Origin of the sequence: Amycolatopsis ponsaeliensis, from assembly GCF_030182635.1 — a bacterium.
Classification (GTDB): Bacteria; Actinomycetota; Actinomycetes; order Mycobacteriales; family Pseudonocardiaceae; genus Amycolatopsis; species Amycolatopsis ponsaeliensis.
This window is the reverse complement of the sequence record NZ_JAPZLD010000061.1, coordinates 38,236-62,895: the sequence shown is the minus strand read 5'-3', so window position 1 is coordinate 62,895 and position 24,660 is coordinate 38,236. Positions and strand designations below refer to the sequence as shown.

The 24,660-nt window shown below is 71.5% G+C and carries 29 protein-coding genes and 1 tRNA gene; 12 read left to right on the top strand and 18 right to left on the bottom strand.

From position 1 onward, the window contains the following. Positions 1-128 precede the first annotated feature (128 nt). Both QQ657_RS50215 and QQ657_RS50210 read right to left on the bottom strand, forming a co-directional pair. Positions 129-1,334 (bottom strand): kynureninase, encoded by a 1,206-nt coding sequence (locus QQ657_RS50215; protein WP_284749546.1) that lies wholly within the window; start codon positions 1,332-1,334, stop codon positions 129-131. Continuing rightward, the gene (locus tag QQ657_RS50210) at positions 1,331-1,702 is read right to left on the bottom strand and encodes a DUF5997 family protein (protein ID WP_284749543.1); all 372 of its coding nucleotides are present in this window, start codon (positions 1,700-1,702) and stop codon (positions 1,331-1,333) included. The genes QQ657_RS50215 and QQ657_RS50210 overlap by 4 nt, the downstream gene beginning before the upstream one ends. A 42-nt stretch (positions 1,703-1,744) precedes the next feature. Between QQ657_RS50210 and QQ657_RS50205 the strand changes: the two genes are divergently transcribed. Next, the gene (locus QQ657_RS50205; RefSeq protein ID WP_284749542.1) at positions 1,745-2,467 is read left to right on the top strand and encodes a LysR substrate-binding domain-containing protein; all 723 of its coding nucleotides are present in this window, start codon (positions 1,745-1,747) and stop codon (positions 2,465-2,467) included. Positions 2,468-2,491: 24 nt separating this feature from the next. Here QQ657_RS50205 and QQ657_RS50200 read toward each other — a convergent pair whose 3' ends face one another. After that, on the bottom strand, positions 2,492-2,773 hold the full coding sequence (locus tag QQ657_RS50200) for an early set domain-containing protein (RefSeq protein ID WP_284749541.1): 282 nt from the start codon (positions 2,771-2,773) through the stop codon (positions 2,492-2,494). A gap of 208 nt (positions 2,774-2,981) precedes the next feature. On the opposite strand from QQ657_RS50200, the gene QQ657_RS50195 reads away from it, so the two are divergent. Next, on the top strand, positions 2,982-3,497 hold the full coding sequence (locus QQ657_RS50195) for a hypothetical protein (RefSeq protein ID WP_284749540.1): 516 nt from the start codon (positions 2,982-2,984) through the stop codon (positions 3,495-3,497). A gap of 572 nt (positions 3,498-4,069) precedes the next feature. Here the strand turns inward: QQ657_RS50195 and QQ657_RS50190 are convergent. Next, positions 4,070-5,083: a hypothetical protein gene (locus QQ657_RS50190; RefSeq protein WP_284749539.1), complete on the bottom strand. Its 1,014-nt coding sequence runs from the start codon at positions 5,081-5,083 to the stop codon at positions 4,070-4,072. 178 nt (positions 5,084-5,261) lie between these two features. Here QQ657_RS50190 and QQ657_RS50185 point away from each other — a divergent pair, with 178 nt between their 5' ends. The 3 genes from QQ657_RS50185 (at position 5,262) to QQ657_RS50175 (ending at position 7,692) form a co-directional block, all read left to right on the top strand. Further along, positions 5,262-6,239, top strand: coding sequence for a hypothetical protein (locus tag QQ657_RS50185; RefSeq protein WP_284749538.1), 978 nt, complete (start codon positions 5,262-5,264; stop codon positions 6,237-6,239). Positions 6,240-6,304: 65 nt separating this feature from the next. Further along, a complete protein-coding gene (locus QQ657_RS50180; protein WP_284749545.1) occupies positions 6,305-7,096 on the top strand; it encodes a metalloregulator ArsR/SmtB family transcription factor in 792 nt (263 codons plus the stop codon). Between the two features lie 5 nt (positions 7,097-7,101). Continuing rightward, entirely contained in the window at positions 7,102-7,692 is a 591-nt protein-coding gene (locus QQ657_RS50175) for a dihydrofolate reductase family protein (RefSeq protein WP_284749537.1), read from the top strand. A gap of 184 nt (positions 7,693-7,876) precedes the next feature. Here the strand turns inward: QQ657_RS50175 and QQ657_RS50170 are convergent. Continuing rightward, a tRNA-Ile gene (locus QQ657_RS50170) sits at positions 7,877-7,950 on the bottom strand. A gap of 162 nt (positions 7,951-8,112) precedes the next feature. On the opposite strand from QQ657_RS50170, the gene QQ657_RS50165 reads away from it, so the two are divergent. Continuing rightward, entirely contained in the window at positions 8,113-8,388 is a 276-nt protein-coding gene (locus QQ657_RS50165; protein ID WP_284749536.1) for a hypothetical protein, read from the top strand. A gap of 15 nt (positions 8,389-8,403) precedes the next feature. Here the strand turns inward: QQ657_RS50165 and QQ657_RS50160 are convergent, their stop codons facing one another. Then, complete coding sequence (locus tag QQ657_RS50160) at positions 8,404-8,844, bottom strand: hypothetical protein (RefSeq protein ID WP_284749535.1); 441 nt, start codon at positions 8,842-8,844, stop codon at positions 8,404-8,406. Between the two features lie 110 nt (positions 8,845-8,954). On the opposite strand from QQ657_RS50160, the gene QQ657_RS50155 reads away from it, so the two are divergent. Further along, positions 8,955-9,932 carry a phage baseplate protein gene (locus QQ657_RS50155; protein ID WP_284749534.1) on the top strand — a complete coding sequence of 326 codons (978 nt, stop codon included), beginning with the start codon at positions 8,955-8,957 and terminating at the stop codon, positions 9,930-9,932. Between the two features lie 4 nt (positions 9,933-9,936). On the opposite strand, the gene QQ657_RS50150 is transcribed toward QQ657_RS50155, so the two are convergent. Together QQ657_RS50150 and QQ657_RS50145 are read right to left on the bottom strand one after the other, a co-directional pair. Next, the gene (locus QQ657_RS50150) at positions 9,937-10,458 is read right to left on the bottom strand and encodes a dihydrofolate reductase family protein (RefSeq protein ID WP_284749533.1); all 522 of its coding nucleotides are present in this window, start codon (positions 10,456-10,458) and stop codon (positions 9,937-9,939) included. A gap of 61 nt (positions 10,459-10,519) precedes the next feature. Beyond that, entirely contained in the window at positions 10,520-11,494 is a 975-nt protein-coding gene (locus tag QQ657_RS50145; protein WP_284749532.1) for a bile acid:sodium symporter family protein, read from the bottom strand. Positions 11,495-11,590: 96 nt separating this feature from the next. Here QQ657_RS50145 and QQ657_RS50140 point away from each other — a divergent pair, with 96 nt between their 5' ends. Continuing rightward, positions 11,591-12,424: a LysR family transcriptional regulator gene (locus tag QQ657_RS50140; RefSeq protein ID WP_284749531.1), complete on the top strand. Its 834-nt coding sequence runs from the start codon at positions 11,591-11,593 to the stop codon at positions 12,422-12,424. Here the strand turns inward: QQ657_RS50140 and QQ657_RS50135 are convergent. Together QQ657_RS50135 and QQ657_RS50130 are read right to left on the bottom strand one after the other, a co-directional pair. After that, positions 12,421-13,239: a GlxA family transcriptional regulator gene (locus QQ657_RS50135; protein WP_284749530.1), complete on the bottom strand. Its 819-nt coding sequence runs from the start codon at positions 13,237-13,239 to the stop codon at positions 12,421-12,423. The genes QQ657_RS50140 and QQ657_RS50135 overlap by 4 nt on opposite strands. Next, positions 13,161-13,448: a type 1 glutamine amidotransferase family protein gene (locus tag QQ657_RS50130; protein ID WP_284749529.1), complete on the bottom strand. Its 288-nt coding sequence runs from the start codon at positions 13,446-13,448 to the stop codon at positions 13,161-13,163. Before QQ657_RS50130 ends, QQ657_RS50135 begins: the two co-directional genes overlap by 79 nt. An 82-nt stretch (positions 13,449-13,530) precedes the next feature. Here QQ657_RS50130 and QQ657_RS50125 point away from each other — a divergent pair, with 82 nt between their 5' ends. Continuing rightward, the gene (locus tag QQ657_RS50125) at positions 13,531-14,121 is read left to right on the top strand and encodes a cysteine hydrolase family protein (protein ID WP_284749528.1); all 591 of its coding nucleotides are present in this window, start codon (positions 13,531-13,533) and stop codon (positions 14,119-14,121) included. 4 nt (positions 14,122-14,125) lie between these two features. Here QQ657_RS50125 and shbA read toward each other — a convergent pair whose 3' ends face one another. Together shbA and QQ657_RS50115 are read right to left on the bottom strand one after the other, a co-directional pair. Further along, positions 14,126-14,722 carry an RNA polymerase sigma factor ShbA gene (gene shbA, locus QQ657_RS50120; RefSeq protein WP_350310769.1) on the bottom strand — a complete coding sequence of 199 codons (597 nt, stop codon included), beginning with the start codon at positions 14,720-14,722 and terminating at the stop codon, positions 14,126-14,128. Positions 14,723-14,868: 146 nt separating this feature from the next. Then, positions 14,869-15,354, bottom strand: a complete 486-nt coding sequence (locus tag QQ657_RS50115) for an RNA polymerase sigma factor (protein ID WP_284749526.1) — start codon at positions 15,352-15,354, stop codon at positions 14,869-14,871. Between the two features lie 556 nt (positions 15,355-15,910). Here QQ657_RS50115 and QQ657_RS50110 point away from each other — a divergent pair. Beyond that, positions 15,911-16,174, top strand: a complete 264-nt coding sequence (locus QQ657_RS50110) for a WhiB family transcriptional regulator (protein WP_284749525.1) — start codon at positions 15,911-15,913, stop codon at positions 16,172-16,174. Between the two features lie 215 nt (positions 16,175-16,389). Here the strand turns inward: QQ657_RS50110 and QQ657_RS50105 are convergent, their stop codons facing one another. Beyond that, complete coding sequence (locus tag QQ657_RS50105; RefSeq protein WP_284749524.1) at positions 16,390-17,367, bottom strand: RNA polymerase subunit sigma-70; 978 nt, start codon at positions 17,365-17,367, stop codon at positions 16,390-16,392. A 40-nt stretch (positions 17,368-17,407) separates the two neighbouring features. Here QQ657_RS50105 and dprE2 point away from each other — a divergent pair, with 40 nt between their 5' ends. Further along, positions 17,408-18,148 (top strand): decaprenylphospho-beta-D-erythro-pentofuranosid-2-ulose 2-reductase, encoded by a 741-nt coding sequence (dprE2, locus tag QQ657_RS50100; protein WP_284749523.1) that lies wholly within the window; start codon positions 17,408-17,410, stop codon positions 18,146-18,148. A gap of 447 nt (positions 18,149-18,595) precedes the next feature. Next, positions 18,596-19,792, top strand: coding sequence for an LCP family protein (locus QQ657_RS50095; RefSeq protein WP_284749522.1), 1,197 nt, complete (start codon positions 18,596-18,598; stop codon positions 19,790-19,792). A gap of 4 nt (positions 19,793-19,796) precedes the next feature. Here QQ657_RS50095 and QQ657_RS50090 read toward each other — a convergent pair whose 3' ends face one another. From QQ657_RS50090 to QQ657_RS50070, 5 genes are read right to left on the bottom strand one after another with little or no spacing between them, the layout of a single operon-like run. Then, complete coding sequence (locus tag QQ657_RS50090; protein WP_284749521.1) at positions 19,797-20,987, bottom strand: acyl-CoA dehydrogenase family protein; 1,191 nt, start codon at positions 20,985-20,987, stop codon at positions 19,797-19,799. 1 nt (position 20,988) lies between these two features. Further along, positions 20,989-21,900, bottom strand: coding sequence for a 3-hydroxyacyl-CoA dehydrogenase NAD-binding domain-containing protein (locus tag QQ657_RS50085; RefSeq protein WP_284749520.1), 912 nt, complete (start codon positions 21,898-21,900; stop codon positions 20,989-20,991). After that, the gene (locus tag QQ657_RS50080; protein WP_284749519.1) at positions 21,897-22,643 is read right to left on the bottom strand and encodes an acetoacetate decarboxylase; all 747 of its coding nucleotides are present in this window, start codon (positions 22,641-22,643) and stop codon (positions 21,897-21,899) included. The genes QQ657_RS50085 and QQ657_RS50080 overlap by 4 nt, the downstream gene beginning before the upstream one ends. A gap of 1 nt (position 22,644) precedes the next feature. Then, positions 22,645-23,394: a crotonase/enoyl-CoA hydratase family protein gene (locus QQ657_RS50075; RefSeq protein WP_284749518.1), complete on the bottom strand. Its 750-nt coding sequence runs from the start codon at positions 23,392-23,394 to the stop codon at positions 22,645-22,647. Between the two features lie 45 nt (positions 23,395-23,439). Further along, positions 23,440-24,594 (bottom strand): CaiB/BaiF CoA transferase family protein, encoded by a 1,155-nt coding sequence (locus tag QQ657_RS50070; RefSeq protein ID WP_284749517.1) that lies wholly within the window; start codon positions 24,592-24,594, stop codon positions 23,440-23,442. Between the last annotated feature and the right edge of the window lie 66 nt (positions 24,595-24,660).

The following is a 24,660-nucleotide window of genomic DNA, read 5'->3' as shown; positions in this document are numbered from 1 at the left end:
ACGGCCAAACACAGCCGACGTCGACCGGCGACACGCCCACCGATTCTCATCCCACCCGCGAGCGCACGCCAGCGCCCATCGACAGTTCTAACCCTGTTTCTCACTCACGACCGAGTGCGGCAGGGCGGTCAGGCGGCGAGTTCGCGGATCCGGTCCATGGCCGCGCGGACCTCGGTGAAGCCGGTGGTGAGCGGGCTCAGCCCGACCCGGATGCCGTCCGGACGGCGGAAGTCGATCAGCACGCCATTCTCGATGAGCACCCGCGAAAGCCGCTCGGCGTCCGGGTGCCGCAGGGTGACGTGCCCGCCGCGGCGGGCGTCCTCGCGCGGCGAGGCCACCGTGAAGCCGAGCGGGACGAGCCATTCGTCGGCGAGGTCGAGCACCCACCGCCCCAGCGCGACGGCCTTGGCCCGCACGCGGTCGATCCCGGCTTCGGCCAGCAGCGCGACGCCTTCCTGGACGCCCACCATGCCGAGCACCGGCGGGGTGCCGGACAGCGCGCGGCGGATGCCGGGTGCGGGCACGTAGTGCTCGGCCATGCCGAACGTGTCGGCCGCGCCCATCCAGCCGGTGATCGGCTGCCCGAACTCCGCGTGGTGGCGCGAGCTCACGTAGAGGAACGCGGGCGCGCCGGGCCCGGCGTTGAGGAACTTGTACGTGCAGCCGACGGCGAAGTCGGCGCCGCCGGCGTCCAGCTCGACCGGGATCGAGCCGACGCTGTGGCAGAGGTCCCAGACGGTGAGCGCGCCGCGGTCGTGCACCAGCCGCGTGATGCCCGCGAGGTCCGCGATCGCGGCGCTGCGGTAGTCCACATGGGACAGAACGACGGCCGCGGTGCGCGGCCCCATGACGGCCGCGACGTGCTCGGGGCGGACGTCACCGCCTTCGATCCACCGCACCGTGTGGCCGAGTTCGGTGGCGACGCTCTCGACGAGGAACCGGTCGGTGGGGAAGTTGGCGGAGTCGGTGACGATCTCGTCGCGCCCCGGCCGGAGCGCGGCCGCCGCCCGGAGCGTCTTGTACAGGCACACGGACGTCGAGTCGGCGACGATGGTCTGGCCGGGCGCGGCGCCGAGCGCGACGCGGCCCAGCTCGTCGCCGATCCGCTCGGGCAGTTCGAGCCAGCGCTCTTCCCAGGACCGGATCAGCCGGGCGCCCCACTGGTCGGCGACGAGCTCCTGCAGCCGTTCGGCCGTCGCACGCAGCGGACGGCCCAGCGAGTTCCCGTCGAGGTAGGCGACGACACCGGGGTCGGTGATCGGGACGAAGCGGTCCCGGAACGCGGCCAGCTCGTCCGCGGCGTCGAGGCGCTTCGCCTCCTCGAGCGTGGTCAGTGCTCCTTCTCCTTGACCCGCACGGTTTCCTTGCGCACCTCGGCCTGGGTGGCGCGTTCCCGCACCAGCCAGTCGGGGTTCTCCGACTTCAGCGCGTCGATCTGGTCGGTGGTGAGCGCCTCGGTGATCCCGCCGCGGCTGAGGCCGCCGATCGAGACGCCCAGCTTCGCCGCGACGACCGGCCGCGGGTGCGGGCCGGTGCGGCGCAGCTCGCGCAGCCACTCGGGCGGTTCGGCCTGCAGCGCGATCAGCTCGTCGCGCGAGACGACGCCCTCCTGGAACTCCGGGGGCGTGGCTTCGAGGTACACGCCCAGCTTCTTCGCCGCCGTCGCGGGCTTCATCGTCTGGGCGGTCTTGTGCGACGTCATGCCGTCCAGGGTAGCCAGCGCCCCGCCCGGTAGCCTGACCCGGTGACCTCGTTCCGTCTCGCGTACGTCCCGGGCGCGACGCCCGCCAAGTGGGTGCGGACGTGGGCCGAGCGCCGGCCGGACGTGCCGCTGGAGCTGCTCCCGGTCGCCGCGGCCGACGCGACGGAACTGCTCCGGGCGCAGGGCGCGGACGCGGCGCTGCTGCGGTCCCCGATCGACCGCGACGGCCTCCACGCGATCCCGCTCTACACGGAGACGACGGTGGTGGTCGTCGCCAAGGACCACCTGGTCGCGGCGGCGGACGAAGTGTCCACAGGGGACTTGGCGGACGAGGTCGTGCTTTCGCCGCTGGATGACACGATCGAGTGGTCCGCGCTCCCGGGCCGGGCGGCTGTCTCGCGCCCCGAGACGACGGCGGACGCGATCGAGCTGGTGGCCGCTGGGGTGGGGGTGCTGGTCGTCCCGCAGTCCCTGGCGCGCCTCCACCACCGCCGCGACCTGACGTACCGGACGGTGACCGACGCTCCCCAGTCGAGCGTGGCGCTGTCGTGGCTCGAGGACGAGACGACGGACCTGATGGAGGCGTTCATCGGCATCGTCCGCGGGCGCACGGTCAACAGCACGCGCGGCCGCCAGCCCGCTCCGGCGGAGAAGGCGGAGAAGAAGCGTCCGGAGCGGAAACCGGCGGTCGCGAAGTCGGCCGGCAAGCCGGCCCGGCGGGGTGGCGGCGCTCCGAAGCGCGGGAAGCCGCGCCGGAAGTCCTGACGCCGCGGGTTCGGTTCGTCGATTTCAGTTCGTCGAGTAGACGCAGTTGCCGTCCGCGCGGTCCGGCAGGTCCGGGTCGTCGAACCACAGGCCGTCCTCGCCGAGGTAGCGGAAGTGGATCACCGTGCCCGGCGCCACGTCCACCGACGCCGACCGGCGGCCGTTGGAGCGGGTCGTCAGGTGGTGGCGGCCCGGCGTCCAGTCGTTGAACGATCCCACCACGCTCACGCGCCCGGGTGGTGCCCCGGCCGGGAGGCTGAACGTCACTCGCTGGGTGCCGGCCCGGCTCTTGCTGGTCTTGATCACGCTGCGACGGCCTTTCGGAGAGGGAAAACGAAGGGGGCGTGCTCGGCACTGAGCGCCGACATGATGACACAGTCGTAACCGTTCGGTCACGCGCAGTGCCCGAAGGAATTACCCAGCCGCTCAACGGTTCGCCACCGACCGGGTGGTCCTGCCTCGAACCATGATCAACTTGCGCTCGGACGTGCTTTCCGGTGCGAGACTGTCTGCCGTGACCGTCGCCGCCGATCGTCAAGTCAAGGACCCTTGTGCCTGGCTCAGCGCCGTCACCCTCGAACTCGCCGGCGCACACCCGGCCGACACGCGAGGGGTGCTCATGGCGGTGTGGGACGGGCTGGTCGCCGCCCGGCTCGCCGGGCTGCACGCCGCCGGGGCATCGCCTCGCTGGCGGGCCCGGCAGGGCCACGCCGAAGCGGCCGAGTTCGACCTCGCCGTCCAGCTGGCCCGCACCTGCACCGCCGGCCCCGGCCTGGCCATGCCGGCCGGACTGCCGGGAGCCGCGGTCGCTTGGCCTGCCGCGCGGGCCGACGCCGCCGTCGCCGCGATCATTTCCTTCTGCGCCACGGCCGAAACGATGCTGCGCCGGGCCGGCGAGCTGACCCCGGTGTGGGAGGACAGCCTGCTGGGGCCGGTATCGCTGACCCGCCGGCTCGCCGACTCCTGGGCGGGCCGCCACACCGGCCGCCCGCTGCGGCTGCCGGCGCCCCCGCCGTCGTGGTGGCGCTGACGGCGGTCCGCTGTCCGCCGTCCGCCGTCCGTCAGGGGAAGGCTGGGCCGGCCGAACCCGGCACCGGGTGAAAGGAGGCCGGGGTGGCCGGATCAGCTGTCCCGCCCACGAGACTCCCGCGGGCGACCCGAGTGGCGGTGCGCGAGGTGTTGCTGGCCGAGCTGATATCGGCCGAGACTCGGGCACGAGCCGCGGGCTGCCCGCAGGACGTGCTGTTCGAAGCGTTGGACGCCCGTCTGCGAGCAGCGGTCGAGGAGGGCCGGGACGCAGGATTGTGCCCACCGGCCGAGGACGAATGCCGGGAGCCGGGCGATGCCGCCGGGGCCGCTTGGCAGGTGCAGCCGCGCTGGGTGGTCGAGGATGGTTGCCGGGAGCCGGGCGATGCTGTTGGGGTCGCTTGGCGCGTGCAGCCGCGCTTGGCGGCTCACGGTCGGGACGTGGGGCTGCGCCCGCCGGACGAGGATGGGTGCCGGGAGCCGGGCGATGCCGTCGGGCCCGTTTGGTTCGGGCAACCATGTCGGCCGGCCGAGGATGACCGCCGGGAGACCGGTCTTCACTACGTGCACCCGGTCTCAACGGCCGAGGACAGCCAAAACCGTCGTCACGATCCGGTCGAGCCGGGCCTCGTCGGCGAGAGCCGTGGCTAACCAATCGTCGCGCGCGGATCCGTTGTGCGGCAACCGGTCGAGCGCGTCCCCACCCGATCCGAACACTCGCCGGACCACCGACGCGACCGCCGTTGCCGGGTCCTCGCCGCGGTCCAGCCGCCGCTCGATCGCGCGCAGTGCCTGCTCGGCGCGGGCCGCGAGCCGCGCGTCGTCGGTCTCCTCCGGGCCGACCAGCCGCAGTGGGGCGGGCTCGGCCGCGCCGTCCGCCGGCATCGGCGCCACCGGTGCCCGCTTGTGCCCCAGCGGGCGCTCGACGTGCTCGGCGAACCACTTCGGCCGGGTGCCCATGGCGGCCAGGACCGTCCGCACCTCGCGGTCGAGCGTGTCGCGCGTGTCGTGGCCGCCCGGCGGCGCCCCGGTGACCTCGGCGCGGCGCGCGGCCCAGCCGTCCAGCGGCCACAGCTCGGCGCCCGCCGTCGCCGGCACCCCGGCCCACACCAGGATCTGGACGGCGAGGTCGCACAGCCACGGGTCCCCGCCGAGGGCCTCGCTCAGCCAGGCCGGCAGGCGCGGCCGTTGCAGGGCCCCGATCTCGCCGCGCCGCCGCCGGTGCGCGTCGACCGTCGCCGGGCTCAGCCGGGTCGCCAGCCAGCCGTCGAAGTTGTCGATCGGGTCCGTCGCGCGCCGCAAAGCGTGCTCGACGACGGCTTCGACGTCGTCGTGGAAGCGGTCGAGGCAGTCGGGCCGCAGCCATTCGAGCCCGCGGGCGCAGTCCGGGTGCCGGCGCTGCCGCTCCAGCGGCTTGGTGATCCGGGCGAAGACCAGCGGCCAGGCGACGCTGTAGACCGCGCCGCGCAGCCGGGCGAGTTCGCGGGGTGCAGCGGCCGCCGCCGAGTCCGCGAGCCTGCCGTCGCGGGCCAGCTGCCGGACGTCCGCGACGGCGGCCGCCCCGGCGGACGGAAAAGTGGTGTCGAGCAACTCGTCCTCCCCGATGTCGTCGACGGGGAAATGGTCGGTCAGCGGAGGAACAGGAAAAGGCCGCCGCCTGGCCGAATCACGCCGGAACTGGCCAGCGGCTGGCCACCCGGGAATCACCTGATCGGCGCAGCCCGCACCGCCGATCGCGCGGAAGTCCGCGTGTCACAATCGAAATCCCATGGCATACGAGGACGGGTTGCTCCGCGAACTCACGACATTGCGACGCGGCTGGGGATTGGAAACCGAACGGCTGCGGAGCCGGCTCGGGCCGCTCGTTTCCGGCTGGTGTGAAATTCACCGGACGGCGAACGACCGCGAAGCGCGGCGGGTGTTGCGCGACGCCATTTCCGCCGTGATCGCCGAATTCCCGGCCGACGACCAGCTCGCGGTCAACGTCGCGCTCGGCATCGCCCCCGGCTCGCAGCAGGCGTTGCTCAGCGACCGCGTCGGGATCCTCGCCGACCGGTTGCGGGTGTCCGACCGCACGGCCCGGCGCCGGATCGACCGGTCGTTCGTGCGCCTGGCCGCCGAGATCGAAGCCGGCCTGCGCCCCGGCGACGGGGTGCCCGACGACCCCGACCAGGGCTGGTTCGTCAAGCGGCTCCGGGCGATCGTGCGGCTGGACACCGCCGAGCCGGAGCTGATCGAAGAACGGGAGATCGTCGCGACGCGCGACGGGCTGAGCCGGATCTCCGCGCAGTTCACCGTGCCTCGCGTCGACGACGGCGGCGACGGCGACGGCGAACGGCGGGTGGCCGCCGACGCCCAGCAGGGCGTCCGGATCACCGACGCCCAGCGAGTGGGGCAGCGGCACTTCCGCTGGCTGCTCGACCTCCCGCGGCCCCTGGCGCGCGGCGACACCCACACCTACGCCCTGGTCATCCGGATCCGGGACGGCCTGCCCATCCGGCCGTCGTACGTGTTCGTGCCGCTGGTGACGTGCGAGTCGTTCACCGTGCGGGTCCGGTTCGACCCCCAGCGGCTGCCGTGGACGGTGTGGCGGCTCGACCGGGTCCCGACCTCGGTGCTCGCCGACCCGGCCAAACCGGGCCCGGCGCTCTCCCTCGACGGCGCGTGCGAGGTGGCGCAGGAGTTCACCGCGCCGCAGCTGGGGTATGCCTACGGACTGCGCTGGGTGACCTCGGAAAGTCCCTGAGTGATATTCCTTGACATGAATATTCTGTAATGTGAATACTCTGTGCTGTGGACGAAATCGCGGCTGTGGACGGAATCGCGGCGGCACTGGGGGAGGCGGCGCGGTGGCGCATCGTCGAGCTGCTCGCCGAGCGTCCCCGGTCGGTCGGGGAGCTGGCCGAGCTGACCGGCCTGCGGCAGCCGCAGACCACCAAGCACCTCCAGACCCTCGCCCGCGCCGGGCTCGTCACCGTGTTCCCGCTCGGGCAGCGCCGCGTCTACGCGCTCGAGGCCGAGCCGCTGGCGGCGTTCGCGGGCCGGCTGGCGGAGCTGGCGAAGGCGACCGAAGCGCACCGAGGCGAGCGGGACGCCGTCGCGCGGTACCGCGCGGCCGTCGACGCGGAGTCCGCGGCGGCGGACCGCGACTTGTGGGCGGACGGGCGGGAGTTCGCGTTCGAGCGTCTGCTGGCGGTGCCGCGTGACCTCGTCTGGCGGCACTGGACCGACCCGGCGCTGCTGGCGGCGTGGTGGGTTCCGCCGTCGATGACGGTCACGGCCTGCGTCCTCGAGCCGCGGCCCGGCGGGCGCGCGGTGCTCGCCTACCGCGACGCCGACGGCGAGTACCACGCCGAAGGGTGGGTCCGCCTCGCGGCGGAGCCCGGGCGGCTCGCGTTCGACCTCGCCGTGACGGGCGAGGCGTCCTTCACCGGGCACTACGACCTCGAGCTCGCGTCGGTGCCCGGCGGCACCCGGCTGCGGCTGGGCCTGCGCATCACCGCGACGACGGTCGGGGCCGCTGTCGCGATCGCCGGTCTCGAAACCGGCTGGGACCAGGTGCTCGACCACCTCACCGACGTACTCACCGAAGGAAAGGGCTGATCACCATGAGCGAGCGCAGAGTCACCGCGAACTTGAGCCTCACACTCGACGGGCGCTACCACGGCCCGGGCGGGCCCGGCGACATGGGCGCGATCGTTTCGTACGCGACGACCGAGGTCGCGCGGCGCCACCTCGCGCGTATTTGGGAGGGCGCGACGACGGCGGTGCTCGGCCGTCGCAACGCGGAGGGTTTCCTGGGTTTCTGGCCGACGGTCGCGGCGGACGAGAACGCCGACCCGCGCGACCGCGGTTACGCGAAGTGGCTGGTGGACGCGGAAAAGGTGGTGTTCTCGACGACGTTGGCCGAGGCGCCGTGGGAGCGCACGCGCGTGGTGAACGCCCCGGCCGCGGAGGTCGTCGCGGACCTGAAGACCACCGGATCGGGTGACATTTTGGTCAACAGCAGCGCAAGCGTCATCAAGGCGTTGCTGGCGGCGGACCTGATCGACCGGCTGTACTTGATGGTCTGCCCGGAGATCGCGGGCGGCGGGCCGAGGTTGTTCGACGACGGCCTCCCGGCGTCGAAGTGGCGGCTGGCCCACCACGAAACGGGCGAATTGGGCGAGACGGCGGCGGTCTACGACCGCGCCCACTGACGTCCTATGTGGACACGCCAACGCGAGTGTCAGCACCGCAGCCGTCGCATGGACCTGACGTCCCGGCATGAGAACCAACCGGTGGCCGCATGCGAGCTGGGGGTCCGGGGGTTGTCCCCCGGGAATGATCACCACCCGATGCCGGCGAAGTCGCGAAGCGACGAGCAGGATCAGGCCGATCGGGTGGGGCGGGCGGGGCTCGAACCCGCGGCCAAGGGATTATGAGTCCCCTGCTCTAACCAACTGAGCTACCGCCCCCGGATTTGCGTTCGCACAGAAGACTCAGTTCGCTTCAAGTTATCACAGCGGCCATCCGGGGAGATCCGGTAGGCCAAACAGGTTGAAGTGGCCACCGACCGGCCCAAGCTCGTCTAGGTTGCAAGGGCGTCACCGCTGAACGGAACGGCGGGAGGGTGGGCGATGGTCACAACTCCGCGAGCCACCCGGCACGCTCCGCACGTATTCCGGCTCGCACTGCTGGACGCAGTCACCGCCGGGGCGGGTTTGGGCTACCTGGCACACCAGTACCGGGAGGCGCTCGTGGCGAACCTCGCGGCCATCGGCCTGGCTTTGCTGTTCGCGTTCGCAGTGGGATATGTGGTCCGCGCGGCGGCGCGGGTTTTGCGGCGCGCGAACCGGCGCGTGGACGCCATTTTCGCCGAGGAACTGCGGAAGCCGTCGCCCAAGCCGCGGTGAGCGTGCGGATTCCACTCAGCTGCCCGGAGTGGTGGTCGGGAACGCGGATGTGGGTGGAGTCGTCGGTGTGGTGGGCGGCGGAGGTGTAGTGGGCGGTGCCGCCGAACCGTAAGCCGCGTAGGTGAACCAAATCTGGCCGAACGTCTTCGGCGTGGTCTGCGTGAACATCGCCCGCACCTGGAACGTGGTCGCGGTGGAGGAGCCCAGCACCGTGTTGAGCACGAACCCGTTGAACGCGCTCGGCGTGTTCGGCGAGACCACGACCGCCTCCGGCACCTTGCCGAGACTGTGCGTCACCGTGCAGAAGCCGTTGCCGTCGGTGACGCAGGTGGCCTGCGCCGCCTGGACGATCGGCGCCGGCGACGGCCCGACCGCGGCCGAAGCCCCGGCGAAGACCACCGCCCCCGCCGTCACCGCCAGAGCGCCGGCCAAAGCCGCGAATGCGTTTCGTTTCATGACGATCCCTCCCTCGGAGCCCGGAGTCGCCCGGCCGGCCTCCGCCGTTACGCCCGCCGATGTACCGGGGTTGTACGTGCTGTGTACGTCGCCGCGGGAACCTCACCGCCATGAACCCCCACCCGACCGCGCTGTCCCGGCGGACGCTGCTCCGCGCGACCGTCGCGACGGCCGCCGCGCTCGGTGCCGGTGCCGCGCTCGCCGGCACCGCCGCCGCTGCCGACGATGGTGTGCCCGTCTCGCCGTACTTCGACATCACCCAGCCGTCCTACGATCTCTTCCGCAGCAAGATGCTCCACGAGTCGCACCACGTCATGCAGGGCTTCGCCTTCGACAACGTGAACCGGCGGCTCTTCGTCGTCCAGGCGCAGAACGGCACCTCCGGCGACGACCTCTGCGTCAACCAGCTCAGCTTCAGCGGCGAGCTGCTCGGCTCGATGCACCTGGGGCACGCCGGGCACGGCGTGTCGATCGGGGTGGAGCCCGTCGGCACCGCGTCCTACATCTGGATGGAATGCGACGCCGACGGGACGACGACCGACGCCCGCGGCACCGCACTGGCGCGCTTCAAGTTCGTCGACGGCGGCACGCCGTCGGTGAAGAAGTTCCTCACCGGCAGCAAGACCATCACGTGCGCCACCGACCCGGTGTACCAGCGGATCGCCGTGCGCCGCAGCGAAGGCGGCAAGATGTGGTACAGCGTCTTCCCCCTGGCCAGTGCCGCCGCCGGGGACTTCTCCACGCCGCTGGCGCACTTCCCGCAGCCCGCGCTGAGCACCGGGAGCGTGGTCTTCCAGGGCTACACCGTCTTCGGCAACTGCCTGTACACATTGGACGGTGAAGGCCACGCCGACGCCGCGGACATCGACTCCTACGTCACGCGGATCGACATGAACACTGGCACCGTGATGAGCCGCGCGCTGACGAAAGCCGGCGAGTCGCTCGTCTACCGCGAACCCGAGGGCATGGCGATCTACCGCACCGCGGCCGGCGAGACCCGGCTGTTCCTCGGCTTCGGCTCGCGCAGCAGCATGGACAACATCAACCGCTACGCCAACATCTTCTACAAGAACGTCCTGCTGGGGTGAGCAGTCACGCCACCCGGTACCGGAAGTTGCCGATCGGCCCGGTGCTGCTCAGCTCCAGCGGCTCCAGCCGCACCCGCGTGCCGCCGGGGTGGTCGAACAGCCGGACGCCGTCGCCGAGCAGGACCGGCGCCACGTGCACCAGCACCTCGTCCAGCAGGCCCATTTCCAGGCAGCGCCGGGCCGTCGTCGCGCCCAGCACCGCGACGTACCCGTCCCCGGCCGCCGAGGACGCCGCCGTCACCGCCTTGCCCAGGTCGTCGACCAGGGTGAAGCCCGGCGAAGGCGCCGCCGAGCGGGTCACCACGAAGATCGGGCCCTCCCAGCGGCCGCCGTACACCTTGCCCTCGGCCGTCGTCGCCGGTGCGTACGTGTTGTGCCCCATCACGATCGCCCCGATCTCGCCGAGCAGCCGCTCGACGGCCGGGTTCGGCCCGGCGTGCAGGCCCGACAGCCACGTCATGTCGTCGGCGGGGCCGGCGACGAAGCCGTCGAGGGACATCGTGATGTGGTAAATGACCTTGGCCATGGGTGCCGCCTTCCGGTGGGGATCACCGGTACCGACTGCGGCCGCCCGGGAAACTCATCGGTCAGGCGGGCACGAGTTCCGGCGACGCCGAAAGCGCGTACCGGCGGGCCAGCGTCGCGCACACGATCAGCTGGATCTGGTGGAACAGCATCAGCGGCAGCACGATCAGCCCGACCTGCGCGTGCCCGAACAGCACCGTCGCCATCGGCAACCCGCTGGCCAGGCTCTTCTTCGACCCGCAGAACACGATCGTGATCCGGTCGGCGCGGGCGAAGCCCAGCAGGCGGGCGCCCCAGCCGGTCGCGCCCAGCACCGCCGCGAGCAGTACGCAGCAGATGCCGAGCAGCACCAGCAGCTGACCCGCGTCGAGCCGGTGCCAGATGCCCTCGACCATGCCCGCGCTGAACGCCGTGTAGACGACCAGCAGGATCGACCCGCGATCGAACAGCTTGAGCGGCGCGGAATTGCGCGTGATCCAGTCGCCGATCCAGCGCCGCGCGAGCTGGCCGGCGACGAACGGCGCGAGCAGCTGCAGCACGATCCCGAGCACGGCCGAACCGTCGACGCCGGCGCCGTCCCCGGACAGCAGCAGCGCCACCAGCAGCGGTGTCAGCACGATCCCGGCCAGGTTGGACAGCGACGCACTGCAGATCGCCGCCGCGACGTTGCCGCGGGCGATCGAGGTGAACGCGATCGACGACTGCACGGTCGAAGGCAGCACGGCCAGGAACAGCACGCCGGCGGCGAGCTGGGCAGGCAGCACCGACGACGGCAGCAGGAACAGCGCGAGGCCGAGCAGCGGGAAGAGGCCGAACGTCGCGGCCAGTACGACCGCGTGCAGCCGCCAGTGCCGCAGCCCGTCGAGGGCTTCCTGGGTGGACAACCGGGCGCCGTACAGGAAGAACAGCAACCCGACGGCGATCGTGGTGGCGGTGCTGAAGCCGTCGGCGACGACGCCCGAAGCGGGCAACAGCGTGGCGACTCCGACGGTGGCGAGGATGGCGACGACGAACGGGTCGAGGCGAAAGCGGGACATGGATCTCCTTCCACGGCAATTCTCGGTGACGCCGTGCTCATTGTGAACCCCGATGACCGGACTGACTGTCATCGCGAATCACGATAAAGTGGCCGGGTGCTGGACCCGCGCCTGTGCCGTTCGTTCCTCGCCGTCGCCGAGACGCGCAGCTTCACCGCGGCCGCGCGACGGCTGGGGGTCGGCCAGCCGACGGTCAGCCAGCACGTCCGGCGCCTCGAGCGCGACTCGGGCGGGCTGCTCTTCGCCCGCGACACCCACACCGTCGAGCTCACCGCGCGCGGGCAGGCGATGCTGGGGTTCGCGCAGACGATCGTCGACACGGAAGAGCGTGCCGAGCGGCACTTCCGCGGTGCCGAGCTGCGCGGCCGCGTGCGCTTCGGCGTCTCGGAGGACTTCGCGCTCGGCGAGCTGCCGGAGATCCTGCACCGGCTGCGCCGCAGCCACCCGCTGGTGGACGTCGAGCTGACCGTCGAGCTCTCGGACGTCCTGGCGCAGCGGCTGCGCGCCGGCCAGCTGGACCTGGTGCTGGGCAAGCGCCGCCCGGGCGCCCACCACGGCCGGCTGCTCTGGCGGGAGCCGCTGGTCTGGATCGGCTCGGCGGCGACGGTGCTGGAGCCCGGCCAGCCGGTGCCGCTGGTGCAGTACCCGATGCCCTCGATCACGCGGCAGCTCGCCGTGGAGTGCCTCGAACGCGCCGGGCTGGAGTGGCGGGCCGCGTGCCAGACGTCGAGCCTCACCGGCCTGAGGGCAGCGGCGGCGGCCGGGCTCGGCGTCACCCTGCACGCGCGCAGCCTGGTGCCCGGCGACCTCGTCGAGCTCGACGGCCTGCCCGAGCCCGGCGACATCGAGTTCATGCTGCTGTCGCGTGAATCCCAGGAGGGACCGGCGGCGGCGCTGGAGGAGTTCGTCCTGGACAGCGTGCGGCGCTAGGCCGGCTCGACCCGGAACCGCTCGCGGTACTCGCCCGGTGTCGTGTTCACCGTCCGGCGGAACGCCCGGGTCAGCGTGGACACCGTGCCGAAACCGCAGGTCCCGGCGATGCGCGAGAGCGTGTCGTCGGTGGTTTCCAGCCGCTGCCGGGCCGCCTCGACCCGCGCGTGCTCGACGTAGGCGGCGGGCGTCATGCCCAGCTCCGCCTTGAACACGCGGGTGATCTGCCGGTCGGTCAGGTGGACCCGGGCGGCGAGCTCGGTCACCGTGAGCGCGTCGGCGAGGTGGGCGGCGATGTACTGGCGCAGCTCGTCCACGCGCCGGGTCGCCGACGCCGGCTCGATGCCCACGCTGAACTGGCTCTGCCCGCCCGGCCGCCGGAGGAACATGACGAGCTGGCGGGCGACCCGGGACGCCGGCCCGGGCCCGAAGTCGTCCGCGACCAGCGCCAGGGCGAGGTCCAGGCAGGCACTCAGCCCGGCCCCGGTCCACACGCTGCCGTCGCGGATGAAGATCGGGTCGGCGTCGACCGTGACCTCGGGGTGGTCCGCGGCGAGCTGCCGGGCGGTGGACCAGTGCGTGGTGGCGCGCTTGCCGTCGAGCAGCCCGGCCGCCGCCAGGAGGTGTGCCCCGACGCAGACGGACGCCACCCGGCGGGCCTGGCCGGCCAGCAGGCGCACGGTCTCGACCACGGCCGGGTCGCACCGGGCGACGATCTCCCGGTTTTCCCCGACGGTCACCGCGCCCGGCACGACCAGGCTGTCGATCGACGTGCCGGCCAGTTCCGCGAAGGTGATGTCGGGCAGCACGCGCACCCGGCGGAGGTGGTCACCGGGTCCGGCGTCTCGGCGGCGAGGAGCACGCGGTAGCCGGCGGGGGAGTCCAGTTCCCGTTGCAGCAGCGAGAAAACCTCGGCGGGGCCGGTCACGTCGAGGAGGTCGATCCGGTCGAAGAGGACGACCACGACCAGCCGCTCGGGGTGCTCCATCGCGTTCCGTTCCGTGTCGGTTTCTGCGTCAAGCATGTCATTGCCGACACTCCCGGTCGAGCTTAGCGTCGGTGGTGCCCGGGCAAGCCGGGCGAACACCGCGAAAGGACACCCGAACATGGCGAGGACGACGTTGCGTGAGCTGAACGGGCTCGACGGGACCCCGGCCGCACTGGCCGGCTCGACGCTGATCCTGGTCGACTACCAGAACACCTACACCCGCGGTGTCATGGAGCTGGAGGGGTGGCGACCCGCGCTGGCCGCGGCCAAGGACCTGCTCGAAGCGGCCCGCGCCGCCGGGACGACGGTGATCCACGTCGTCAACGACGGCGGCGAAGGCACGCCGTACGACGTGCGGGCCGAGATCGGCGGCATCCACCCTGACGTTGCCCCCGCCGAAGGTGAGCAGGTGGTGGTCAAGGGTGTGCCGAACGCCTTCGTGCGGACCGATCTCGGCGAGCGGGTCGACACCGCCGGGCACGAGGACGTGGTCATCGCCGGGTTCATGACGAACATGTGCGTCACGTTCACCGCCGAGGGCGCGTTCCTGCGCGGCAACCGCCCGACCGTCGTCGCCGATGCCTGCGCCACCCGGCCGCTGGCGACCCCGGTCGCGGAGGTGAGCGCCGCGGAGCTGCACCACGGCGCGCTGGCGACCATCGCCGACCTGTACGGCGTGGTCGTTCCCGGCGTCGCGGACCTGCGGTAGCCGGTCAGTCCTCTTCGCCGGTCAGCAGTCTTCGCAGCCGCGCGAGCGCGCGGTGCTGGGCGACGCGCACCGCGCCGGGCGTCGAGCCCACCGCCGCGGCCGTCTCCTCCGCGGACAGCCCGACGACTATCCGCAGCACGACGATCTCGCGCTGCTTGGCCGGCAGCACGTCCAGCAGCCGCGCCAGGCGTTCGTTCAGCTCGAACCGCAGGGCGTGCTGCTCCGGGCCGTCCGCTTCGGACACGCCGTCGGGGACTTCGGGGACCGGGTCGGCGCGGTTGCGGGCCGCGGCGCGGTGCGCGTCGGCGACCTTGTGCTGGGCGATGCCGTAGACGAACGCGAGGAACGGGCGGCCCTGGTCGCGGTAGGACGGCAGCGCGGTCAGCACGGCCACGCACACCTCCTGGGCGACGTCGTCGGCCGAGGCGAACGACCGCTCGTGCCGTCCGACGCGGGCGCGGCAGTAGCGCACCACCAGCGGCCGGATGGTGGCGAGCAGGCGGGCGGTCGCGGCGTGGTCGCCGGCGATCGCGTCGGCGACCGGCTCGTCGTGCCGCCGCCAGTGCGAGGGGAAGGCCTCCGGGGGCTGCGCCGCGGCTATCTCCCGGACGAGGGCGCGGCTGCGCACCCGGAGCAGGGTGCCCTCCACGTCGAGGCCGACGCGCAGCGAGTCGTGCAGCGCGGCGTTGGACTCCCGCAGCAGCTCCGTGGTCGCGGGGTCCCCGTACTCGGTTGCCGGCATGGTGCTCACCCTTCCCTGTCCCGCTGGTCGCCGGGTCGTGCGGCCCGGTGGCGCCTGAGGCGTTCCCGCACGTGGCGGAGGTTGGAGCGGACGGTCGCGGGGGCGACGCGCAGCGCTGTCGCGATCTGTGTGGGCGTGAAGCCGTCGAGGGACCAGGCGAGGACCATCCGCTGCTGGCCGGGGAGGGAGGCGAGCAGGTCGATGAACCCCGCGTGCTGGTCGACCAGGGCGGCCAGCTTCTCGTCGTCCTGCGGGTCGTCCGGTGCCCGGTCCGCGTGCGTGTCGCCGACCGCGTCGAGCAGCCGCCCGGCGACGCGGCGGACCCAGGCCCGCGGGTCTTCGGGGGTCGGCCACGCCTCCAGCGCGTGCAGCATCGCCTCGGCGGCGATCTCGCGGGCCAGCTCGGCCTCGAACCCGGCCTTGCACAGGAACGCCACGAGCGGGGGGAAGTCGGCGCGGAAGAACGCGTCGAAATCGTCGTCAGCCCACATGGACCCCTCACCACCCCTCGCCTCCACTGGAACAAGTGCGCTGAGGTGACCGCTACGTGTAACGATTCGATCAAGACTGCTCGATGGGAGTAATGGCCTGCTCCGGATGGTGACGGCCGGTGACGAATGGGTGCGGGCATCTCGGGTACCCGGTCCCGACGACCCACTCGATCGAGCCCGGCAGCCGGCGCAGGTCCGGCGAACGGCGCAGAGGCCGCGAACGGCGGATTCCGGACACCGGCCCGGCGGCCGCGGCCTGACGCACCCCGATCGGGAAGGCCGTGCGGTGCCGGGAAAGCGCGGGCCGCCGGCGCATGTCACGCGGACACGCCGGAGCGCGCTCACGCCGATCGGGTGACGTGATCGACATCGAGATCCCGGGAAGGAAGGCGTACTCTCATGTGTTGCAGTCTTGGTTGCCCGGAGGGTGAGCCGGGGACCGAAGCCAAAACCCCCTTGACCGACGCGGATAAGCTCGCGCGTCCGCCGCGGTCAAGTCGGTTGACGCGCCATGACAATGGGAAACAGTAGAAGCAGAGGGAGGTGAACGAAGGAAATGGAAGCCACGATGACGGGCTGGGCGGAACTCGCGGCCTGCAAGGACGAGGACCCGGAACTGTTCTTCCCGATCTCCGCGATGGGCCCCGGCGCCCGGCAGGCCGCGCAGGCCAAGGCCGTGTGCGCGCGCTGCCCGGTGCGCGCCGAATGCCTGGGCTACGCGCTCGACAACGGCCTGGACCACGGTGTTTTCGGCGGGACCACCGCCGAGGACCGACGCCGGTTGACGCACACCGCGCCGCAGCGGCACCGAGTAGCCTGACCCGCCGCCCGGTGACCTCTTCCCGGCGGCCAGGAAAGCCGAACACCGAAATCGGAAGAATTTCTTTCCGGATGGTGTGCGCCCGGGCGGGTGATTCCCCGTGAATCACCCGCCCGGGCTTTTTCACGCCCTTCGCGGGTGAGCGACGCACTACCGAATGCGCACGCCGCTGATCGGTACGAGATGCCGGACGGGGCCACCCGAGGTCATCGTGCTCACTCGTCGTGCCAGGTCTCCGGCATTCCCCACACCGCCGCCGGGACGGACTCGAAGGCGGCCAGGTCCGTGATCAGCCCGTGCTCGATCGTCAGCAGGGACACCCCGAACCAGCGGTATTCGTCCGTACCCGGGCGCCGGAGCCAGGTCGCCACGGCGGGCTGGCGGTTGGCGCGCGTCGCCCGCATCCGGAAGCGGCCGACGCAGTGCGGTGACGCGGGGTCGAGCGACAGCGACAACGCCCGGACGATCGACGCCGCGCTCGCGAACCACAGCTCGTAGGGCGGCATGACCGCGCGGGCCTCGGCGTGCAGCAGCCGGGCGACCGCCTGGGGGTCACCCTGTTCGTAAGCCGCGATGAACTGCTTGAGCAGCGCGGTTTCCTGGGCCGTCGCGTCGCCGGCCGTCCACTCGGCACGGCGCGCGGGCAGGCGTTCACGCAGCGTCGCCCGGGCGCGCTGCAGCGCGCTGTTCGCCGACGCGACGCTCGTCTCCAGCAGGTCCGCGGTCTCCTGGGCCGACCAGCCGAGGACGTCCCGCAGGACGAGCGCCGCCCGCTGCCGCGGCGGCAGGTACTGGACGGCGGCGAGGTAGGCGAGCTCGATGGTCTCCCGCTCGACGACGACGGCGTCCGGCCCGGCTTCGTCCAGCAACCGGTCCGGGACGGGCTCGAGCCACGGCAGGTCGACGGCCGAGATGGGCCCGTCGGGCTCGCCGGCGGGCCCGAGCTGATCGGGCAGCACCCGCCGCGGCCGCCGGGCGAGGACGTCGAGGCAGGCGTTGGTCGCGATCCGGTACAGCCAGGTCCGCACACTGGCCCGGCCCTCGAACTTGTCCCGGGCCTTCCACGCACGCAGGAAGGTCTCCTGGGCGAGGTCTTCGGCATCGCTCAACGAGCCGAGCATCCGGTAGCAGTGCACCTGGATCTCCCGCCGATGCCGCGCGACGACCGTCTCGAAATCCGGAGCGTGGCCCACCCGGGCACGCTAGCGCACCCGGGGCTGGGAGACTGCCTCCGTGAGCGGAACGGTGCTGGTACTCGGCGGACGCAGTGAGATCGGCCTGGCCGTGGCGCAACGCCTGGCCGGGGACCACCGGCGGTTCGTGCTGGCCGCCCGCCCGGGCGCGGACCTCACCGCCGCCACGACCACCCTGCGCGAAGCGGGCGCCGAGACCGTCGATACGGCCGAGTTCGACGCCGACGACCTCGCCGCCCACGGCCCCTTCCTGGAGAAGGTCGCCGCCGAGCACGGGCCCCTGGACGTCGTCGTGCTCGCCTTCGGCATCCTCGGCGACCAGGCACGCGCCGAAGAAGACGCCACCCACGCCACCGCCATCGTCCACACCGACTACGTCGCCCAGGTCGGCGTGCTGACCCACGCCGCGAACCTGCTCCGCGCCCAGGGCCACGGCAGCCTCGTCGTGTTCTCGTCCGTCGCCGGCGTTCGCGTGCGGCGCGCCAACTACGTCTACGGCTCGGCGAAGGCCGGACTCGACGGCTTCGCGAGCGGCCTCGCCGACGCGCTGCCGGGTTCCGGCGTCCACCTCCTGCTCGTCCGTCCCGGTTTCGTCATCGGGCGGATGACCGAGGGCATGAGCCCGGCGCCGTTCTCGAGCACGCCGGACCAGGTGGCCGACGCGACCGTCGCCGCGCTGCGCAAGCGCCGCGGGGTCGTCTGGGTGCCCGGCGTACTCCGTCCGGTGTTCTTCGGAATGCGCTTGCTGCCGCGCGCGCTCTGGCGCCGGCTGCCGCGCTAGTGTCGCGCGTCTGAGTTTCGTTGACCGGGGTCCGGCAGCGCGCTGCCCGGGCGGAATCGTCCGACTGGGGGCATGGCCACGAGGTGCCGATGGAGGATTCGGGACGCCGGGTGGCCGGAATCCTCCATCGACGAGCACCGAGAGCCCCTGCCGTGACGCGACCCTGACGGCGGAACCGTCGCCGGAGCTTCAGCGGGCGCACCCGTTCCAGCGTCGAACAACTTGCAACGCGCGACACTAGCCGCCCGGTTGTGGCCACCGCCACAGCACGTTTTCGTGCGCGCGCCGGTACTTTCCGTCGCGAAATCGGCCGATCAGCTGGATTCGGCTCGGCCGATCGGGCAGCGTCACGAGCTTTCAACAAGTTTCTCAGCTGATTCCCAGCTAACCCGGTGATCCTCGAAGGCGGGGTCGGAGGTTCACCACAGGGAAGCAAGGGGAAGTGTCGTGCTGCTGTCGTCCCGGGGGCGTCGCATCGGCGTGCGGGTCGCGCTCGGCGTCGTGTCGACGCTGGTGCTCGGTGCCACCGGGTACGCCTGGTCGCAGCTGAGCAAGCTGGACGACGGCCTCGTCACCGCCGACGTCATCCCGCCCGCGGCGCAGGTGGACGAAGACAGCACACCGCCAGGGGAACCCCTGAAGGTCGCCCAGAACATCCTCCTCGTCGGGATCGACGCGCGCACCGACGCGTACGGCAACCCGTTGCCGCAGAACGTGCTCGACGCGCTGCACGCCGGAAGCGGGGACACCGGCGGCGACACCACCGACACGATGATCGTGGTCCACATCCCGGCCGGCGGCGCCGCGGCGACGGCGATCTCGATCCCGCGTGACTCCTATGTGGACATTGCGGGAGGGTACGGCAAGCACAAGATCAACTCGGCGTACAGCCGCGGCAAGAACGCCGCGATGTCCGGGTTGCGCACCCAGGGCCTGTCCGGCGCACAGCTGGAGGTGGCGGCGAACGAGGCCGGCGCGAAGACCGCGATCCAGACGGTCGAGAAGTTCACCGGGCTGACGATCAACCACTACGCGGCCATCAACCTCGCCGGCTTCGACGCGCTGTCGCAGGCTGTCGGCGGCGTCGAGGTCTGCCTCAAGGCGCCGGTGCACGACAGCTACTCCGGCGCGGACTTCCCGGCCGGCCCGCAGACGCTCTCCGGCGCGCAGGCGCTCGCGTTCGTCCGGCAGCGCCACGGCCTGGCCAACGGCGACCTCGACCGGATCGCGCGGCAGCAGGCGTTCCTGTCCGGGATGGCGAAGAAGGTGTTGAGCGCGGGCACGTTCACCGACGTCTCGAAGTTGAACGCGCTGGTCAGCGCGGTCCAGGGGGCCGTGGTGCTGGACAAGGGCTGGGACGTGCTGAGCTTCGCGCAGCAGCTGCGCGGGATGAGCTCGGGGGCGATCGCGTTCGCCACGATCCCGGTGCAGAGCCTCTCGCTGTCCACGCCGTCCGACGGCGACGCGGTGAAGGTCGACCCGGCGCAGGTCCAGCAGTTCATCCGGACGGCGATCAGCACGCCCGCGGTGCAGGCCTCGGGCGACGACACCGGTGGCGGCGTGAAGCCGGTGGCGGCGACCACGACCGCCACGTCGAACAGCAAGCAGCCGGCGACCTCGACGGCCGCCGGCTGCGTCAACTGAGTGCTCAGACGAACGCGGACTGTCCCGTGATCGCCTTCCCGACGATCAGGGTGTTCATCTCGCGCGTGCCCTCGAACGAGTAGATCGCTTCGGCGTCGGCGAAGAACCGCGCGACGTCGTAGCCGAGCACAATCCCGTTGCCACCGAAGATCTCCCGGCTCCACGCGACGACCTCACGCATCCGCGAGGTGACGAACGCCTTGGCCAGCGACGAGTGCTCGTCCTTGAAGATCCCGGCGTCCTGCAGCCGGGCGAGCTGCACGAGCATGCCCCACGACGCGGTGATGTTGCCGAGGCTCTTCACGAGCAGGTCCTGCACCAGCTGGAAGCGGGCGATCGGCCGGCCGAACTGCTTGCGCTCCTGGGCGTAGGCCAGCGCGGCTTCGTAGGCGCCGATCATCACACCGAGCGCCTGCCACGCGACGCCGCCGCGGGTGGCGCGCAGGATCTCGGCGACGTCGCGGAAGCCGTTGATGCCCTGCAGGCGGTTCGCCTCCGGCACGCGGACGCCGGTCAGGGTGATCTCGGCGTTCTCGACGATCCGGAACGCGGTCTTGCCCTGGATCTTCTCCGGCACGAACCCAGGCGTGCCCTTCTCGACGACGAAACCCTTGACGTGGTTGTCATCCACGTCCCGCGCCCACACCACGACGTAGTCGGCGAAGGTCGCGTTGCCGATCCACTTCTTGGCGCCGTCGAGGATCCAGGTGTCGCCGTCCCGCTTGGCGGTGGTGCGCATGCCACCGGCCACATCGGACCCGCCGAGCGGCTCGGTCATCGCGAACGCGCCGATCTTGTCCATCGCGGCCATCTCCGGGAGCCAGCGGTCGCGCTGTTCCTGGCTGCCGCCGCTGTAGATCGAGTACATCGCGAGTCCGTTGTGGACACCGAAGAACGTCGCGACGGACGCGTCGGTGCGGCTCATCTCCATCGCCATCATGCCGGTGAGCAGGTGGCTGACCGCGGGCTTGTGCTCGCCGTAGCCTTCGTAGGGCAGGCCGGCGAGACCGCTCTCGCGGAACATCCCGATCAGTTCCTCCGGGAAGGTCCCGGCTTCCCAGTTCTCGTTCACCAGCGGCTTGACGTCGGTGGTCATGAACTCGCGCGCCCGGACGAGCAGCTTGCGCTCGTCGTCCGGCAGCAGCGCCTCGAAGTCGTAGAAGTCGGCGGTCAGCTGGTCCTCGATCGGTTCCATGTCAGTTCTCCTCCACTGCGGTCAACACTGCGAGCTGCTTGCGGTCGCGCGTCTCGGCCAGTTCCGAGTACGTGGAGGAGCCGTAAGCCTTTTCGACGGCTTCGATCAGCCGTTCCTGCTCTTCGGGGCTCTGGCTGGGAGTGCCCAGCCCGGCCCACATCTTCTTCATGGACTTGCCGATGTGCTCGGCCATGTGCCGGTACCCGCCGGGGCCGCCACCGAGGTGCGAGCCGAGGAACGGCCCGACCGTGGCCCAGCGGATGCCGAGCGAGTTCGTGATCACGGCGTCCAGTTCTTCCGGCGTCACGACGCCTTGCTCGACGAGGTAGATCGCCTCGCGGCTGAGCGCGTTCTGCAGCCGGTTGCCGACGAACCCGGGGATCTCCTTGCGCTCCACGACCGGCGTCCGGCCGAGGAAGGTGTAGAAGTCGACGGCCGCTTGCACGGACTCCTCGCTCGTGCGCTCGCCGGGGACGACCTCGACCAGCGGGATCAGGTGCGGCGGGTTGAACGGGTGTCCGATGAGGACCCGGCTGCCGTCGATCTCACCGGTGAACGCCGTCGAGGGGATGGCGCTCGACGAGCTCAGCAGCAGCGCGTGCTCCGGAGCCTCCTCGACGAGCTTCGCGAACAGGTCCTTTTTGAACTCGACGTTCTCGGGTCCGTTCTCCTGCACCACATCCGCCACTTTCACTGATTCAGTGACGTCGGCGGCGATGTGGATCCGGGTGGCCAGCTCGGCGGCGGTCGTGCCGAGGTGCGGGGCGAACGTCTCGAGTGCGTCGGCGATGGCCTCGGCGAGGTCGGGCCGCGGGTCGCTGACCCGGACGGTCAGGCCGTGGTGGGCGAACAGCGCCGTCCAGGACAGGCCGATGGTGCCCGCGCCGATCACCGCTGCGTTGCGGAACTTCATGACCGGGCTCCCTTCAAGTAGTCGAAGACCGGCTTGACCGGGGCGAGCGTCAGGTCGGTGCGGATGTGGCTCGCGGAGACGACCTCCAGCACGGGCAGGTCGGCCAGCGGGGCCAGGACGTGCTGGAACAGCTGCAGTCGCGCGGGGCCGGTGTAGGCCTCCTTGACGACGACGTCGGTGATCTCGGTGCGGACCAGCTCCTGCACACGCGGGGTGCCGTCGTAGCCCGGGATCGTCTTGAGCATGAACGTCGGGACCGTGATCTGGCGTTCGGCCTCGCGAGCGTCGAGTTCGTGGTGCTTGTAGCCCATGGTCGCCGTCGCCACCCGGAGCGTCCCGTAGTCCAAAGTGCCCACCAGGACACCGTTGTCGACGTACAGACTCGGGCTGCCGACGGTCTTCGGGTACGCGCTCACCTCGCGCCCGGACGCCGTGGCCGGGAAGTTGTCGAGGTACATCGCGTGCAGGTACTCGCCGCGCTCGCCGTCGAAGCTGACCTCGATCGCCTGGCCGGACTCGGTGTACGGGCCGTAGCCGGAGACGTCGCCCATCTTCATGACCTCGAAGCGCACCAACGGTTCCTCGACCCGCAGCGGCTCCGGCACGACGGCGCGCAGGGCGTCGGCGTCGGTGCGGTAGACGATGTTCAGGTATTCGCGGTCGGTGAACCTCGGGACCACGGGCGCGAACGCCGGGGCGGTCAGGGGAGTGGTCACGTGCCTGCGGACTTCGTCGATCTTCATGTCACTCACCGGTCCACTTCGGAGCGCGGCGCTCGGCGAAGGCGGTCATGCCCTCGCGGACGTCGGCGGACTGCATCAGCTTCTTGATTTCTTCGCGCTGCGCGGTCGCGGGATCCGCGGCACGCACGATCTTCTTCACGGCGGCCAGCGCGAGCGGCGCGTTCTCCGCCAGCTTCTCGGCCAGCTGCAGCGCGACGGCGGCGGCGTCGCCGTTCGGCGTCACGCGGTTGACCAGGCCCAGCTCGCCGGCACGACGGCCGGTGACGGGCTCGCCGGTCAGCAGGAACTCCATCGCCAGGTGGTGCGGGATCCGCTTCGGCAGCCGGATCACGCCGCCACCCGCGGCGATCAGGCCCCGCTTGACTTCGGGGAGGCCGAACTTCGCGTCTTCACCGGCGACGATGAGGTCGCAGCCCAGGGCCAGCTCGAACCCGCCGCCCATGGCGAACCCTTCGACGGCGGCGATCAGCGGCTTGGACAGCTCGGCCTCGGTCAGGCCGCCGAACCCGCGTCCCGGGATCTCCGGTGACTCGCCCTTCAGCGCAGCCTTGAGGTCCATGCCGGCGCTGAAGGTGTTCTCGGCGCCGGTGAGGACGCCCGCCCGGAGCGTGGGGTCGTTCTCCAGCTCGTCCAGGGCGGCGGCCAGTCCGGCCGCGACGGCGGCGTTGACCGCGTTGCGGGCCTGGGGCCGGTCGATCGTGATCAGCAGGGTGCTGCCGACCCGTTCGGTGCGTACTTCGGTGGTGCTCATGACTTCACTTCCTAACCGGCACTTTCACGTGAAAGTGCCGGTGGTTCAGACCAGCTCGGCGAGGACTTCGGCGGTGTCCTGGCCGGCCAGCGGGGCCAGGCGGCGGATCGAGCCGGGCGTCGCGGAGAACTTCACCGGGATGCCGACCGTGCGGATGGCGCCCTCGCTCGGGTGCTCGACGGTGTCGAGCAGGTGGCCGTCGCGGACGTAGCCGTCTTCGTGCGCGCGGTCCAGTTCGAGCACCGGCGCCATCGGGATGCTGTGCTTCGCGCAGACCTCGGCCCACTCCTCGGTGGTCAGCGCCGGGGCGCACGCCGCGATCTGCCCGGTCAGCCATTCGTTGTCGGCGCGGTCGATGGCTTCGCCGTTCACGCGCGGGTCCTCGGCGAGGTCCGGGCGCCCGGCCGCGGCGAAGAAGTCGCGGAAGTTCTTCGGGTTGTAGGGGATCACGCAGGCGAGGCCGTCCTTCGTGCGGACCGCGGCGTGGCCCTTCGTCATCGACAGCGCGAAGCCGGTGGGGCCCTCGGCCGGCTCGTAGGTGTGCCCGGCGAGGTGCTCGACCAGGTTGAACGCGAGCAGCGTGTCCGTCATCGGGATCTCGATCTGCTGGCCCTGGCCGGTCCGGTCGCGGTGCACCAGCGCGGCGAGCACGCTGTAGGCGATGGTCAGCGACGACACCTTGTCGCCGATGATCGTCGGCAGGTAGACCGGCTCGCCCAGCGCCCGGTTGGCGACGTCGACCAGGCCGGAGGAGGCCTGCACGGTCTCGTCGTAGGCGGCGTTCCCGGCCTGGGCGGAGTCGCTGCGGAAGCCCTGTGCGTGGGCGTAGACCAGGCGCGGGTTGCGCTCGGCGACGTCGGCGTAGTTCAGGCCGAGCCGGGCCAGCGCGCCGGGACGCATGTTGGTGATCAGCACGTCGGCCGTGTCGATCAGCTTCAGCGCCTGCTCGCGCTCGGTCTCGTCCTTGAGGTTGAGGGCCACGCTGCGCTTGTTGCGGTTGACGTTGAGGTTCAGCGGGGTCATGCCCGGCGTGGTGCGGTACTGGCCCACCCGCACGGTGTCCGCGGGGGACTCGATCTTGATCACGTCGGCGCCCAGGTCGCCGAGGATCTGGGCCGCGTACGGGCCCATCACCACGGTCGAGAGGTCGATCACGCGCACGCCGTCCAGCGGGCCGGTCGCGGTGCTGGTGTCCGTCATCGTTCGTCCTTTCGCGCCTTGCTGTTTCGCTCTACTTACGAACGTAGGCGCGGGTGGCGCGAAAGG

Coding starts and splice junctions, on each gene's coding strand:
- QQ657_RS50165 (WP_284749536.1), top strand. CDS start 8,113: ATGGTCACAACTCCGCGAGCCACCCGGCACGCTCCGCACGTATTCCGG.
- QQ657_RS50175 (WP_284749537.1), top strand. CDS start 7,102: ATGAGCGAGCGCAGAGTCACCGCGAACTTGAGCCTCACACTCGACGGG.
- QQ657_RS50145 (WP_284749532.1), bottom strand. CDS start 11,494: ATGTCCCGCTTTCGCCTCGACCCGTTCGTCGTCGCCATCCTCGCCACC.
- QQ657_RS50080 (WP_284749519.1), bottom strand. CDS start 22,643: ATGAAGATCGACGAAGTCCGCAGGCACGTGACCACTCCCCTGACCGCC.
- QQ657_RS50115 (WP_284749526.1), bottom strand. CDS start 15,354: ATGTGGGCTGACGACGATTTCGACGCGTTCTTCCGCGCCGACTTCCCC.
- QQ657_RS50085 (WP_284749520.1), bottom strand. CDS start 21,900: ATGAAGTTCCGCAACGCAGCGGTGATCGGCGCGGGCACCATCGGCCTG.
- QQ657_RS50125 (WP_284749528.1), top strand. CDS start 13,531: ATGGCGAGGACGACGTTGCGTGAGCTGAACGGGCTCGACGGGACCCCG.
- QQ657_RS50070 (WP_284749517.1), bottom strand. CDS start 24,594: ATGACGGACACCAGCACCGCGACCGGCCCGCTGGACGGCGTGCGCGTG.
- QQ657_RS50130 (WP_284749529.1), bottom strand. CDS start 13,448: ATGCTTGACGCAGAAACCGACACGGAACGGAACGCGATGGAGCACCCC.
- QQ657_RS50075 (WP_284749518.1), bottom strand. CDS start 23,394: ATGAGCACCACCGAAGTACGCACCGAACGGGTCGGCAGCACCCTGCTG.
- QQ657_RS50210 (WP_284749543.1), bottom strand. CDS start 1,702: ATGACGTCGCACAAGACCGCCCAGACGATGAAGCCCGCGACGGCGGCG.
- QQ657_RS50160 (WP_284749535.1), bottom strand. CDS start 8,844: ATGAAACGAAACGCATTCGCGGCTTTGGCCGGCGCTCTGGCGGTGACG.
- QQ657_RS50150 (WP_284749533.1), bottom strand. CDS start 10,458: ATGGCCAAGGTCATTTACCACATCACGATGTCCCTCGACGGCTTCGTC.
- QQ657_RS50090 (WP_284749521.1), bottom strand. CDS start 20,987: ATGGAACCGATCGAGGACCAGCTGACCGCCGACTTCTACGACTTCGAG.
- QQ657_RS50110 (WP_284749525.1), top strand. CDS start 15,911: ATGGAAGCCACGATGACGGGCTGGGCGGAACTCGCGGCCTGCAAGGAC.
- QQ657_RS50155 (WP_284749534.1), top strand. CDS start 8,955: ATGAACCCCCACCCGACCGCGCTGTCCCGGCGGACGCTGCTCCGCGCG.
- QQ657_RS50185 (WP_284749538.1), top strand. CDS start 5,262: ATGGCATACGAGGACGGGTTGCTCCGCGAACTCACGACATTGCGACGC.